The sequence below is a fragment of the Rhodococcus sp. P-2 genome, assembly GCF_016598535.1.
In the GTDB taxonomy this organism is placed as follows: domain Bacteria; phylum Actinomycetota; class Actinomycetes; order Mycobacteriales; family Mycobacteriaceae; genus Rhodococcus_F; species Rhodococcus_F baikonurensis.
Genome location: NZ_CP066779.1, coordinates 5871652 through 5884932 on the forward strand (window position 1 = coordinate 5871652; position 13281 = coordinate 5884932).

Annotated in this window: 11 protein-coding genes and 1 riboswitch; of the genes, 6 read left to right on the forward strand and 5 right to left on the reverse strand. The window is 62.1% G+C overall.

What is annotated here, in order from left to right; genetic code table 11:
- Positions 1–31: 31 nt before the first annotated feature.
- The gene (locus I7X09_RS27345; RefSeq protein ID WP_095971612.1) at positions 32–1150 is read left to right on the forward strand and encodes an alpha/beta hydrolase; all 1119 of its coding nucleotides are present in this window, start codon (positions 32–34) and stop codon (positions 1148–1150) included.
- A 93-nt stretch (positions 1151–1243) separates the two neighbouring features.
- On the opposite strand, the gene I7X09_RS27350 is transcribed toward I7X09_RS27345, so the two are convergent.
- Positions 1244–2617, reverse strand: coding sequence for a dicarboxylate/amino acid:cation symporter (locus I7X09_RS27350; protein ID WP_095971492.1), 1374 nt, complete (start codon positions 2615–2617; stop codon positions 1244–1246).
- Positions 2618–2956: 339 nt separating this feature from the next.
- Here I7X09_RS27350 and I7X09_RS27355 point away from each other — a divergent pair, with 339 nt between their 5' ends.
- From I7X09_RS27355 to I7X09_RS27365, 3 genes are all read left to right on the forward strand, one after another.
- Positions 2957–3862: a phosphodiesterase gene (locus tag I7X09_RS27355; RefSeq protein ID WP_200314609.1), complete on the forward strand. Its 906-nt coding sequence runs from the start codon at positions 2957–2959 to the stop codon at positions 3860–3862.
- Between the two features lie 78 nt (positions 3863–3940).
- Positions 3941–4054: riboswitch (SAM riboswitch) on the forward strand.
- Complete coding sequence (locus tag I7X09_RS27360; RefSeq protein WP_200314610.1) at positions 4037–5380, forward strand: LLM class flavin-dependent oxidoreductase; 1344 nt, start codon at positions 4037–4039, stop codon at positions 5378–5380. (Overlaps the previous riboswitch by 18 nt.)
- Positions 5381–5400: 20 nt before the next feature.
- Positions 5401–6768 (forward strand): NtaA/DmoA family FMN-dependent monooxygenase, encoded by a 1368-nt coding sequence (locus tag I7X09_RS27365; protein WP_200314616.1) that lies wholly within the window; start codon positions 5401–5403, stop codon positions 6766–6768.
- Between the two features lie 51 nt (positions 6769–6819).
- On the opposite strand, the gene I7X09_RS27370 is transcribed toward I7X09_RS27365, so the two are convergent.
- Positions 6820–8313: a stealth family protein gene (locus I7X09_RS27370; RefSeq protein WP_020970156.1), complete on the reverse strand. Its 1494-nt coding sequence runs from the start codon at positions 8311–8313 to the stop codon at positions 6820–6822.
- A 280-nt stretch (positions 8314–8593) separates the two neighbouring features.
- Here I7X09_RS27370 and I7X09_RS27375 point away from each other — a divergent pair, with 280 nt between their 5' ends.
- Positions 8594–8827, forward strand: a complete 234-nt coding sequence (locus I7X09_RS27375; RefSeq protein ID WP_007729258.1) for a hypothetical protein — start codon at positions 8594–8596, stop codon at positions 8825–8827.
- Between the two features lie 3 nt (positions 8828–8830).
- Here the strand turns inward: I7X09_RS27375 and I7X09_RS27380 are convergent, their stop codons facing one another.
- A complete protein-coding gene (locus I7X09_RS27380; RefSeq protein WP_234036735.1) occupies positions 8831–9379 on the reverse strand; it encodes a nuclear transport factor 2 family protein in 549 nt (182 codons plus the stop codon).
- A 111-nt stretch (positions 9380–9490) separates the two neighbouring features.
- On the opposite strand from I7X09_RS27380, the gene I7X09_RS27385 reads away from it, so the two are divergent.
- Positions 9491–10465, forward strand: a complete 975-nt coding sequence (locus I7X09_RS27385; protein ID WP_166813623.1) for a TauD/TfdA dioxygenase family protein — start codon at positions 9491–9493, stop codon at positions 10463–10465.
- Here the strand turns inward: I7X09_RS27385 and I7X09_RS27390 are convergent, their stop codons facing one another.
- Both I7X09_RS27390 and I7X09_RS27395 read right to left on the reverse strand, forming a co-directional pair.
- A complete protein-coding gene (locus I7X09_RS27390; protein WP_200314618.1) occupies positions 10466–11308 on the reverse strand; it encodes a hypothetical protein in 843 nt (280 codons plus the stop codon).
- Between the two features lie 31 nt (positions 11309–11339).
- Positions 11340–13133: an alanine racemase gene (locus I7X09_RS27395; RefSeq protein ID WP_200314620.1), complete on the reverse strand. Its 1794-nt coding sequence runs from the start codon at positions 13131–13133 to the stop codon at positions 11340–11342.
- Positions 13134–13281 lie beyond the last annotated feature (148 nt).

Consider the following 13281-nt stretch of genomic DNA (forward strand, 5'->3'; position numbering starts at 1 on the left):
GGAAAACATCTTTGACTGGTTTGGGAGTTTCATGAGGACTGAGCGGCGTGCGTGGATCCGATCTGCGCGCACAGGTGCGGTGTGTGTGGCCGTTTGTGCACTTTCTTTGCAGTTGGGCGGACTGTCGACGGCAGCGCCGAGTTCCGGGAGCGCGGGAAGCTCGGGAAGTCTGGGCAGCGTCGAGGGCAGCGTGAGTTCGGGGTCGACGATCCCGGGACCACTTCAGGAGGATCCGGGCCCCAAACCGGACCTGCGCGACGACATCGTCGTCCCGGCCATCGTCGGTGAGAAGGTGACCGCACCGCAGGCGGTCAGGCTGACGGTGGCGTCGCCTGCACTTCGACGCGAGGTCGGCGTCGAGATTTTGCTACCCGCTGACAATTCGGTTCCGCGCCCGGCGCTGTACATGCTCGAGGGTGTCGATGCCGGTGAGAAGAGCAGCGGATGGATGACGATCGGCGGCGCTCCGGCGTTCTTCGCCGACAAGAACGTCAACGTCGTGATGCTCAACGGTGGAATCGCGAGCCTGTACTCGGACTGGGAGAATCCGGATCCGCGGCTGGGACTGCACAAGTGGGAAACCTTCATCACCGAAGAGTTGCCACCGCTGATCGACGCACGGTTGAAGACCAACGGCATCAACGCGATTGCCGGCAATTCCATGGGTGCAATGGGTGCAATGATGCTCGCCCAACGCTTTCCGGACATGTATCGTGGCGTCGCGGTTTTCAGTGGCTGCTACTCCACGATGGATCCGCTCGGCCGAACTGCCGTCCAGGCCACGATTTCTTCGCGAAGCGGAGATCCGGCCAACATCTGGGGTGTGCCAGGAGGCCCCGAGTGGGAGGCACACGATTCGTTGATCAACGCAGAGAAGCTGCGTGGCAAGGAGATCTACGTGTCGACGGCCAATGGTCGTCCCGGATCCGACGAGACTCTGCAGACTCCGGAACTACTCGAGCGTCTGGTGATCGGCGGCGGCATCGAGGTTGCTGCGCACGCCTGTACCAAGATGTTCGACGCGCGGTTGCAGGAGCTGAAGATTCCGGCGCAGGTGGATTACGAGCCGAACGGCACACATGCGTGGGCATATTGGCGTGAACGACTACCCAAGGCGTGGCCGACTTTGTCCCGGGCGTTGGGCGTCTGACGGTTCGGCAACAGTTTGTGCAGTTCCGGGTGAAAAGCAACGTCCCCGCACCGTATTGCTCAGGTGCGGGGACGCTGCTGTTGTCAGCGAGGGTTACGCGTCGACAAGTTCCTCGGCGAAGGGATCACCGTTGCGGGGAGCGTCGAAGCGCTCCTTGTCGAGGATGCCCTCACGCTTTGCGACGATGACCGGAACCAGAGCCTGGCCGGTGACGTTGACTGCGGTACGGCCCATGTCGACGATCGGTTCGACTGCGAGGAGCAGTCCGACGCCGGCCAGGGGAAGACCCAGGGTGGAGAGCGTGAGTGTGAGCATGACTGTCGCACCGGTGGTTCCGGCCGTTGCTGCCGAGCCGATGACCGAGACAACGACGATCAGCAGGTAGTCGGTGAAAGTCAGCGGGACGTCGTAGAAGCCGGCGACGAAGATTGCCGCGATCGCGGGATAGATTGCAGCGCAACCGTCCATCTTCGTGGTGGCACCGAGCGGAACGGCGAACGAGGCGTACTCACGCGGAACACCGAGGTTGCGTTCGGTGACGCGTTCGGTCAGCGGCAGAGTGCCGATCGACGAGCGCGAGACGAAGCCGAGTTGAGTTGCAGGCCAGACACCGGAGAAGAAGCTTCGGACCGAGAGGCCGTGCGCGGCAATCAGGATGGGGTAGACCACGAAGAAGACGATGGCCAGACCGATGTAGATGGCGGCGGTGAATACGCCCAGCGAGCCGATTGCATCCCAGCCGTAGGTGGCGACAGCGTTGGCGATCAGTGCGGCCGTACCGATCGGGGCAAGGCGAATGATCCACCACAGGACCTTCTGGACGATCGCGAGCAGTGACGCGTTGAACTCGAGGAACGGAGCAGCCTTGGGGCCGATCTTCAGCGCCGCGATACCGATTGCGCCGGCGATGACGAGCAGCTGCAGGACGTTGAAGCTCAGGGATGTGGTTGCTACTCCCTCTGCGACGGAAGTCTTTGCGCCCAGCCCCAGGAAGTTGTTCGGAACCAGTCCGGTGATGAACGCCCACCATGAACCCGAACTCTTGGGTTCCTTCGCAGCGTCGGCGGCGACGTCGGTCCGCGAACCGGGATCGGTGATCAGGCCGACGATGATGCCGATGATCACGGCGATGAAAGCGGTGATGGCGAACCAGAGCAAGGTCTGCACGGCCAGGCGAGCTGCATTGGCGACCTGGCGGAGGTTGGCGATCGAGCTGACGATGGCGGTGAACACCAGCGGGATCACCGCAACGGTGAGCAGCTTGACGTAACTAGAACCGATGGTCTGTACGGTGCCGACCAACCAGTTGACGTTGCCGTCGGCTGCGTCAGGCATTGCCCGGGCGACGAGACCGATGATGACACCGAGTACGAGACCCGCGACGATCTGCGGTCCGAATGCCGTCGCCCAGGACGGAAAACGGGACGTGGACTTTTCCGGCACGCCGGTGGAGGTGGAGCTGGGCATGACTATGCCTTTCGAAAATCATGGGAGCGAAACGCAGCGCGGCACCAGAGGCCGGGCAGAATCGAAGAAATGTTTCCTGGTACGCGTCAAGTCAGAGCGAGCGCGGACACATTGCGCTCGCCTGCAGGCGAAGGTCGACGTAACGCCGACTGGTCAGGAACAACACTGTCCACACACTACTCGCAGCTTCAACTACTCGATCCCGAGGGTGGCCGCGGGAGTTCGCTTCGTGTTCGTCGGGCGTGCCCCGATCAGTCACTGTTGGTCGGTTGACTAGTCTCGACGATCAGTAGGTGCCGCACCGGCGCCTACGCGTCGGCAAGCGGAAGCGAGAGACCGATGAGCGTTCGGAATGCCGAGTACCCGCGTCCGAAGCATTTCCTGGTGCACCTCAGTGACACGCATCTGGTGGCTCAGGGGGAGTTGTACGACGCCGTGGATGCGTCGACGAGATTGCGGGAAGTGCTCAGCGGGATCGTGGCCTCGGGCGCACGCCCGGACGCACTGATATTCACCGGCGACCTGACCGACCAGGGGCACCCCGACGCATACGCGGAACTGAAAGCCATCGTGGAACCTGTGGCGGCCGAGATCGATGCGCAGGTCGTCTGGGCGATGGGCAATCACGACGACCGCCCAATGTTCAGATCGTTGCTGCTGGGCGAGGACGCCACCGATCATCCCGTCGACAACGTCTACGACCTTGACGGACTGCGGGTGATCACCCTGGATTCGTCGGTTCCCGGTCATCACTACGGTGAGATCACGGATCGTCAATTGGATTGGCTACGAGCAGAATTGGCGGTGTCGGCGCCCGACGGAACAATTCTGGCGCTGCATCATCCGCCGGTTCCGTGCATTCAGGATCTCGCCGTTCTGGTGGAGTTGCGCGATCAGTCCCGGTTGGCAGACGTATTGCGTGGCAGCGACGTCCGAGCGATTCTTGCCGGGCACCTGCACTATTCGACGACGGCGACGTTTGCCGGCATTCCGGTGTCCGTGGCGTCGTCGACGTGTTACACCCAGGACTTGAACGTGGAAGTCGGTGGGCAGCGTGGTCGTGACGGGGCTCAGGGGTGCAACCTGGTGCACGTGTACGACGAGACAATTGTTCATTCGGTCGTTCCACTCGGTGCACACGTGACGGTCGGTGAGCCCGTCGACGCGGCCGAGGGTGCCCGCAGGCTCGGCGCTGCCGGTATTCGAATCCGCGAGAGCGAAAAGGCAGGCCGCTCGATCGTCTGAGGTGACAGGCGGTTTCCGGCACCCCCGCGCAGTTCTGGGCGATTGCCGCGCGGTCGCGTACTCACTACCGTCGAGGTAGGTGCAGAGCTCCAGCAACAAGGACCGGCTAGCTGGACGGCAACCCTTCATGCCGATGGGGTGCCCCGGAATCACACCTGGCGATACGCGCGGTGCGTGTCGCAAGCGGCAGTCGCCACGAGAACCGTCAGTCGGGTGCTGACGGTTTCTGCGGTCGGCACTGTGCGCTCCCGAGTAGTTCTCGAACAGGAGTATGCGCCGATGACCTCCACCCCTTCTCGTCTTGCTCCGCTGCATCTCGCCGTAGCGCTGGACGGCGCCGGTTGGCACCCTGCAGCCTGGCGAGAGCCACACTCGCGTCCGAGTGAACTGTTCAGCGCGTCGTATTGGACCGACGTGGTGACGACCGCCGAGCGTGGTCTGCTCGATTTCGTCACCATCGAGGACAGTCTCTCGGTGCCGGCCAACCCACTCGAACCCGTCGACGACGCGGTTGATCGGGTACGTGCTCGGCTCGATGCGCATCTCGTGGCCGCCCGCCTGGCACCGATCACGAGCAACATCGGCTTGATCCCGACCATCACCACCATTCACACCGAGCCGTTCCACGTGTCCAAAGCCGTTGCCACGCTGGATTACACCTCGCGTGGTCGCGCCGGGTGGCAGGTGAAGGTGTCGGTGTCGGAACCCGAGGCAGCACAGTTCGGGCGTCGCGACATCCCGGCCCTCACCGATGCCGACCGTCAGTCGATCGTTTCCGGCGTCCTCCCGGACTTCGTGCGCGACCTGTTCGACGAAGCTGCGGAGGCAGCTGACGTCGTCCGGAGACTCTGGGACAGTTGGGAGGACGACGCCGAGATCCGCGATGTCGAACAGCGTCGATTCATCGACCGGGACAAGCTGCACTACATCGACTTCGAAGGAAAGTACCTCTCGGTTCGTGGACCGTCGGTGACTCCGCGCCCGCCGCAGGGCCATCCCGTCGTCACCGCATTGGCTCATCAGCGGGTCGCATACGACCTGGCGGCGCGGACGGCCGACCTGGTGTTCGTGACGCCGTTCGACGACGAGCAGGTCACGGCGATCCTGGGTGAAGTGCGGGCAGCCGAGGAACACGTGCAGCGCACCGGCGAAGCGCTTCGGGTCTTCACCGACATTGTCGTCTTCTTCGATACGACCGAAGAAACAGGGAAGGAACGACTCGCTCGCCTCGACGCGCAGGCCGGCGCCGAATACCGTTCGGACGCAATGACCTTCACCGGCTCCGCTGCTGAGTTGGCGGATCTCCTGCTCCGGTGGCAGCAGTTGGGAATCGGCGGCTTCCGGTTGCGGCCGGGTGTCGTCGTGGACGACCTCGACGCCATCGCCGGTGAGCTGGTGCCTGAATTGCAGCGGCGCAGCGCATTCCGTACCGAGTATCCGCAGACGAATCTTCGCGGACTACTTGGTCTACCCATCGACGTTCCCAACCGCTACGCCGCCGGTACTCCGGCCGCCTGACAGACGAGGAATACATTTTCATGAGTTCTCAGAAGCGTAAGCAGGTCATCCTCGGCGCCTACCTCGGCGGCGTCAACCATCACACTGCATGGTGGGATCCGCAGGCGGGCAGCCAGATCGAGTTCGATTCTTTCGAGCACACCGCTCGAACCGCCGAGCGTGGGAAATTCGACTTCTTCTTCCTCGCCGAAGGTCTCGCCCTTCGTGAACGCGCGGGACAGATATTCGATCAGGACATTATCGGTAGGCCGGACACCTTCACAGTCCTTGCATCGTTGGCGGCAGTAACCGAACACCTCGGCTTGGCCGGCACCATCAACGCCACGTTCAACGAGCCGTACGAACTGGCCCGCCAATTCGCGACGCTCGACCAGTTGTCCGGTGGCCGCGCCGCCTGGAACGTCGTCACCTCGTTCGACGCATTCACCGGCCAGAACTTTCGCCGCGGCGGATACCTCGACCGCGCGCAACGATACGAGCGTGCGGAGGAGACCGTAGCGCTGGTGCGTGAACTGTGGGATTCGTGGCGCAGTGACGATATCGTGGCCGACAAAGCATCAGGGCGCTTTCTCGCGCGACCGGATGCCGGTGAATTCGCTTTTCATGGATCACATTTCGACGTGAACGGCCGATTCACAGTGCCGCGAAGCCCGCAAGGGCGCCCGGTTATTCTGCAGGCCGGGGTGTCGCCGCAGGGGCGAGATTTTGCTGCTGGTAATGCCGACGCGATCTTCTCACCGTACGGTCAGTTGCCCGAGGCGGCCGACTTCTATCGCGATATCAAAGCACGTGCCGTCGCGGCCGGACGCGACCCGGGTGACATCAAGATCCTGCCGTCGGCGAGTTTTGTTCTCGGCACCTCGGAGGCAGATGCGATCGAGAAGTACCGCGATATTCGCGACCAGCAGGTCACCGGTCAGACGGCCCTGGTGTTGCTCGAGCAGATCTGGAATCTCGATTTGTCGAAGTACGACCCCGAAGGGCCGCTACCCGATATCGCTCCGGACCCCGAAGCTCCGCCGATCATCCAGGGGCGCGCCTTTATTCACCAGGATCGTTTCGCGACCGTGGCAAAACTGCGCGCGGTCGCGGAGAGCAAGAAGTTGAATTTGCGCGAGGTGGTGATCGATCAGTTCGAGCGTGGACCGATCGTGGGTACACCGCAGCAGGTTGCCGCGAAAATCGATTCGTTTGTCGGCAACGACGGTTCGGACGGATTCATCCTCGGCTCGCACCTCGTACCGACGGGACTCGACGAGTTCGTCGACGACGTGGTGCCGTTGCTGCAGGATCGAGGTGTTCTCCGCAGCGACTACGAAGGAACGACGTTGCGTGACAACCTCGGTCTGCCTATTCCGGTGCAGCGGGAGCATGTGACAGCACGCTGATCGACCGCAGTGGCGAGGGCCCAGCCGAAATCGGCTGGGCCCTCGCTTCGTCTAGGCTTCCCAGGGAGCAGGGATGGGGTAGTAGCTCTCCAGGAACTCCGTGATCTTGCGCGTGCGAAGTTCCAGATCGATCTCCGGAGCGCTGCCGTCGTTGAGGCAGAAGAAGTCCATGGAGCGCTTGGCGAGCAGCGAATCCATGTCGCGCAAACCGGCCTTGACCGTCGTGTCGACGTATTTGACGGCTGCGGACTTCTGCACCACCGACCGTCCACTCATCAGTGTGTAGTAGTGATACAGCGAATTGGTCACCGAGATATTGGAACTCGCGCGGAAGGTGCTTGCTGCAGTTGCCGCGAAGTCTTCGGCGAACTCGCGTTCCATCTCGGCCATCACACTCTTGCGCAGTGGCGTCGCTGCATGCTCGAGATGCCTGGTGGTCATCAGACCGAAGCGGTCCTGCAGCAGTCGGCGGTTGACGCGGGCGGCATTCTCGAACCCGCTGCGGTCGTTGTCGTTGTGGCCCAAACCGATTCTGGTGTCGGCCTCGATGAACATGCTGATCCCGCCGGGGGAGAAGAACATGTCCGGGCCGACGGGGCGACCGAAGAACATGTCGTCATTGGAGTAGAGGAAGTGTTCTGCCAGACCCGGAATATGGTGCAGCTGGCACTCGACAGCTTGAGAATTATGAGTGGGCAAGACACTTGGATCGGCGAAGAACTTTTCGCTGGGCATGAACGTGACTCGCGGATCGTCGGCAAGCCAGTCCGGACGATCGGAATCGGTTGCGACGAAGATCCGTCGGATCCACGGCGCGTACATGTGGATGGACCGTAGCGCGTACTTGAGCTCGTCGATCTGACGGAAACGCGCCTCTGATTCGTCCCCCTCACCGACGATGTAGTTCTGCATCCGCTTGGCGCGCTGAGCCTGAAACTCTTTGGAAGAGCCGTCGACCCAGGAAAAGACAAGGTCGATATCGAAGCTGATATCGGAGGCATGATCGGCGAACATGTTCTCGATAGTCGGCCAGATCCGGCCGAATCGCTCGACGGTTCCTCGGACAGCTTCTTCGGGGAGGACGGTTCGTCGTGTCAGTGAGTTCTCGACGGGTAGGACGATTTCTTCGTCGGAAATCGACCACAATTCGATTTGAACGCCGATGTTCGCGCCGTAGTTCATCCCGCTTGCGACGTGAACCCTCGGACGGAACAAGCGGAAGATCCGTGACTTGTTGGTTTTCGACAGGGCACCGTCCGCGACCAGGAGCGCTGGGCTCTTCTTCGCGTCGACAGTTTTGGAATAGAAGGGTGCGTTGGCGCATCCCTCGACAAGTGCCTGCCGCAGGTTCTTGCGTTCGGTCCAGCTGACCGCGATGACCGGGCGCTCGTCGTTCCCGCGCACGAGTAGATACTCGATTCCTGCGGCGTCGAGGATGTCGCGGATGAAGAGCAGATCTTCGACCATCGCTTCGAGCGGCGTGGTGGTCGTGATCGCGAGGGCAAAACGATTCTTGAATCGGACAGTCTCGGGTAGTTCACCCATCCGTGCGCGTGACGCGGCCGACGCCGGTTCCACGGGATTGGGGCTGTCCTGCTCCGGGGGTACGAAGTAGATGTCGTGCGGAGCGGGAGATTCTGTAATGGGATGCCTTCCGATTCTGATCCAGCTGTGTATCTGTCGCCCCCGACGCTGCGAGAGCGTGGTGGCGACGAGCTCAGTCTATGCCGTCGGCGCCGAAAGTCGGACATGAGTGACGGGGATGGGTAGCGCGGGGCGAGTCGGGTACCCCGAGGACCGAAACGAGAGTGAAGGAGGAGTTCCCATGCGTGTGAAAGCGATGGTCGGAACGGGGGCGATGGCGGTTGCGCTGGCTGCCGGCCCAGTTGCGACAGCGTCTGCGGAGCGAACCGAGGCAGCGGGGTCGGAGGGTTCACCGGAGATGCTGACCTGCGAGGTGGTCTTCGATGCACTCGAAGACATGAGCCCTGAATGGACGGAAGAGGGGATCGATCAGGTCGAAGATTGGTGTGAGGCGATCACCGGCGAAGAAGACTGAGCGTCAGCCGCGCGAGATCACTCGTCGCGACAGTCGCCACCGCCCGTCTTCGAGTTCGAACTCGTCGGCGTAACTCCCGACGCCACTGAGCTTGGGAATTGTGGTCGTGTCGACGTAGAACGTCCACACCGCATCCACGCGGGCTGTAGTTTCCGAGGTCACGTCCACGGCGATCGCCGTGGTGACGTGGCGTGTGAATGTGCCCGGGCCTTGTATCCCGGCCGCCCGGCGCTCGCGTACTCCAGCAGCAATTTCTTCACGGCCACGTCGTACCTGTGCGGGGATACTGCGATCGGGATTAGCGGGCATGTTCCATTCGGCCTCGCGGGTGAACTGCTCCACGTAAGCCTCGACCGAGCCGGTATCGGCAAGATGCGCGATCCGAGCGAGCGTTGAACGAATCTGTTCGGCAGGGCCCTCGGGTTGCATGCTGTCCTCCGTAGACGTGGGTGCGGCAGGTCGCACGCTACAGCTCATGACGACAACGACGACGGCCTCGTCCCAGTGAGCGGCAATATTCTCCGACGAGGGAGCGGCGAACTTTGAGATCACCTCGAGTTCAACCGTATTCGAGGCCGCAGCGTCAATGATTGAGTGTTCACAGTAGGCAGCGCCATGACGACTGCCGTGCCCGCAGGCTTGACCGACTCACAGGAGATCGCCATGTCCGTCACCGAACTCGAACGCGTTATCCAGACCCCGGAGCAGATCTACGCTGCCGGCGGAATCACCGTCCACAAAGTGGGCGAGCTGATCGGCGCCCGTATCGACGGCGTCCATCTCTCCGGGGACTTGTCCGAAGAGACCGCCTACGCGATCAACTATGCGCTGGCAGCGCACAAGGTTGTGTTCTTCCAAGGGCAGCAGCATCTCGACGACACGTCGCAGTACGAATTCGCCGGAACCCTCGGCACGCAGACCACCCCGCACCCGACGGTGAAGTCCAGGGGCGACAAGCTGTTGGTGCTCGACCGCGCCGCCAACAGTTGGCATACGGACGTGACGTTCGTCGACCGCATCCCGAAAGCCTCGATTCTGCGAGCGACGACCATTCCCGAGTACGGCGGAGCGACCACGTGGGCGTCCACCACCGCTGCATACGACCAACTGCCGCCTTCACTGAAAGTCTTCGTCGAGAATCTGCGGGCCGTTCACACCAATGCCTACGACTACGCCGAGGTCGCCAACCAGGCGAACCCGGTAGACCCGGAGCGCCTGGCCTACTACGCCGAGTTCACCCGAGAAATCTACGAGACCGAACACCCGGTGGTGCGGATCCACCCGGCGACGGGGGAGAAGACCCTCCTGCTTGGTCACTTCTTCAAGGAGTTCGTCGGGCTCAAGCCGTCCGAGTCGGTCGCTCTCTACCAGATCCTCCAGGCGCGAATCATCAAGTTGGAAAACACTGTTCGATGGAACTGGACGGCCGGCGACCTGGCGATCTGGGACAACCAGGCGACTCAGCACTACGGGATCGCCGACTACGGGACTCAGGCCCGCAGTGTGCACCGAGTGACATTGGCCGGCGACGTCCCCGTCGACGTCCACGGCGAGCAGAGTCGAATCCTCCAGGGCGATGCCGCGGAGTATTCGATCATCGCGGACATCGATCGGCTTCCTGGCTTCGCCGCGAACTGATCAGTCGTGCTGCGGGTGATCCGGCGGGAACATCTGTCCCCATGAGTGACTGCACGCTCGGCACGTCCATTCGGGGGTGTCCGGTCCCACGACGCAGCCTGTTCCGGCGAGCCACGGTAGGTGATCGAACGGATGGACCGGCATCCCCGGGGCACACTGAGCGGTTCTGTGTGCACCGCACTGCGGGCACAGTGGATTCTTCGACAGCATGTAGTCGATGAAGTTGGTGTGCCCGGAAGTGGCCATCCTTCCGGTGCATTTGCGGCACAGGGCGGCTGGGTAGTCGTCCCCAGGTTCGGCCTGCCTGAAGATCCGTGATGCGGAATGAAAGTGAAGGCGATCGCCGCTGTTGAACTTTCGCAACGGCATCGGTGCGCTGCAACCTGTGCAGTTTCCCCGCTCGCGCATCAACGTTCGGGCGTGGGCAGCCGTGGACGTCGGATCCAGTGTGTCGATGTCGCCGAAGTAGGGCACTTCGTATGACTGGACGGCCGCGAGAATCCGGTCGGCCAGTGCGTCGTCGACCGGCCCTGGATCCGTGGGAAAAGTGATGGACCATCGTTGTTCGAGTTCGGGAACGACGGGTAAAGAGCGGAGCGCGCTCACTTCTTCGTCGACTTCCATCCGCGACGTGCCGTCGAACGGCGCAGCCACGGTCTCGATGCAGAGCACCGTGCGAGGAGTGGTGTCGAGAACAGTGATCACCAGGTCACCGATGGCCATCATTCCGTGCATGATCCAGGGATCCACACGCGCTCTGGGTTCGAGAAACGCGACTACGGCATCGATCCATGGCGTGCCGAGTGCGATGAATACGTGTTGACCGGGGCTCCGCGTGATCATCGGACGATTCTCGCAAGGGCTGCCGACAACGTCAGGCTTTGACCACCTTGCGCCCCAGCAGCGATGCAACCAATCCGTCGACGAAGGTCGCCTGACGGCCGAGAGGATCGGAAGCCGCCGCTGCGACGCTTCCGATCGACATCGATCTCGTCAGGCCGGTCTCGCTGATGAATTCGGCGGCCAGGTGCGCTTCTCGGAATGTGAGGCCGCCCAGATGCGTCGTGTCGTCGACGCCGAGAACACGCCCGTCGATGATGTCCATGTCGAAGTGGACGTGGACACCGTTCACACCCTGGCCCGCCGCGGCGAGGACACGAGGCATCAAGGCCGCCATGCCATGACGATCGATCTCGTCGATCGTCACCAGCAACACCCCGTACTCGTCGAGTGCGCGCTTGTGATCGACCGTGGCGTTCTTGACCCCCACCAAGACGGTGTTCTCCAAACTGGGGCCGTGCAGATCCGCCGCGGACGACAGCAATTGCTCGATATCGCCGTGGGAGGCGAAAATGATTGCACCCAAATCGGTTCCGGGTTCGGTGGCGATCGGAATTCTGGTGTTCTGCCAGGCCTCGGAAGTGAGCCACAGCGGCAACGTCGTGAGATCCGCGGCAGCGTTCTCGGCTTGGATGCAGTTGAATCCGATTCCGGACATGTCTTCGCGTAGACCGTGATCGAGGAGATGGCGTGCCAGGCCGGCAGTTTCGAGGTCGATCAATTCGACTGTTGCATTGGCGTCGATCGGTTCGGTGCCCAGGACATAACGCTTTTCGACGTAGGGCGACGTCATCGCCATCAAGAGCGCGCCGTAATCGATCGTGAAGTCGACCGTGCCACCCAGTCGGTATTCGTCACCTGTTTCTCCGGCGTCGACGAGGAGGTGATCGCTGCTGGCACTGATCACCTTCAGACGCGGATCGATCGGGGTCAAGCCTTCCGGCGAGATGTCTTCGCGGCCGATGGACAAGATCAGGCGTCGGCTCGGCTTGTCCTCGTTGTCGAAGACGGGGCGTCGGCCGAACGCATCTTCGCCTGAGACTCCATACGGCCGCGACGGCTTGACCTTCGCCTCGATGATGTCCGCGGTGAGAGTGAAGGCATCGTTGTTCAGCAGTTCGTACAGTCCTGGGGGAGTAGGTGATTCGGCCAGTACGATGCTGGCGCCCAAACGCAGATGGTTGATCCCCTCGGGCATCGTGCCCGTCTCGAGTAGTGGCAGTGAGAACGTATTGCCGCCGGAAACGATCGGCAGTTCGATCGAGAACCGCTTCGTGATTTCGTCGGCTAGGTAGACCAGATTCGACAGGTTGTCGACGGTCGGTTGGATGCCACCGACGCACGCGAGGTTCGCGCCGATTCCGATCAGTCTGATGCCCTCGATGGGAAGGATTTCAGCGACTACGTCCAACGCCTCCGCCGGCAGGATTCCTTCGCGGAGATCTCCGAGGTCGATCATCAGCACGATGTCGTGGACGACTCCTCGCGTTTGTGCTGCTCTGCCCAGAGCAGCAATCGTCGTCAACTCGGAGTTGAGGCTGATGTCCGCGTAGCGGATCGTGTCGTCGATCTCGTTGAGCGACGGTGCGCGGATCAGCATCAGGGGAACGGTGATGCCGTCGCGGCGAATGCGGGCCAGGTTGTCCAGGCGGGAGTCGGCGATCTGCGTGACGCCGCCGCGGACCATTGCTCGTGCCACTTTGGGGGAGCCGCACGTAGATTTGCTGACACCGGCCACCGATATACCGTGAGCGCTGGACGCCTCGACGAGGACGCGCGCATTCTGTTCGATACGACGCAGGTCGACGGTGATGGTCGGGCCGGTCATGATCTCCCCGTTTTCTCCGAAGGCGGTTCACGGTCCGGGCATTCCAGACCGGACGGTTGGCGTGAGCTGGACAACTTTGCTCCAACTGTTGTGTCGCAGGACACTTACGTGCAGTATGAGGATACAACAGTTTCCTACCAGGCACTCT

Coding starts and splice junctions, on each gene's coding strand:
- I7X09_RS27365 (WP_200314616.1), top strand. CDS start 5,401: ATGAGTTCTCAGAAGCGTAAGCAGGTCATCCTCGGCGCCTACCTCGGC.
- I7X09_RS27385 (WP_166813623.1), top strand. CDS start 9,491: ATGTCCGTCACCGAACTCGAACGCGTTATCCAGACCCCGGAGCAGATC.
- I7X09_RS27390 (WP_200314618.1), bottom strand. CDS start 11,308: ATGATCACGCGGAGCCCCGGTCAACACGTATTCATCGCACTCGGCACG.
- I7X09_RS27375 (WP_007729258.1), top strand. CDS start 8,594: ATGCGTGTGAAAGCGATGGTCGGAACGGGGGCGATGGCGGTTGCGCTG.
- I7X09_RS27370 (WP_020970156.1), bottom strand. CDS start 8,313: ATGGGTGAACTACCCGAGACTGTCCGATTCAAGAATCGTTTTGCCCTC.
- I7X09_RS27350 (WP_095971492.1), bottom strand. CDS start 2,617: ATGCCCAGCTCCACCTCCACCGGCGTGCCGGAAAAGTCCACGTCCCGT.
- I7X09_RS27345 (WP_095971612.1), top strand. CDS start 32: ATGAGGACTGAGCGGCGTGCGTGGATCCGATCTGCGCGCACAGGTGCG.
- I7X09_RS27395 (WP_200314620.1), bottom strand. CDS start 13,133: ATGACCGGCCCGACCATCACCGTCGACCTGCGTCGTATCGAACAGAAT.
- I7X09_RS27355 (WP_200314609.1), top strand. CDS start 2,957: ATGAGCGTTCGGAATGCCGAGTACCCGCGTCCGAAGCATTTCCTGGTG.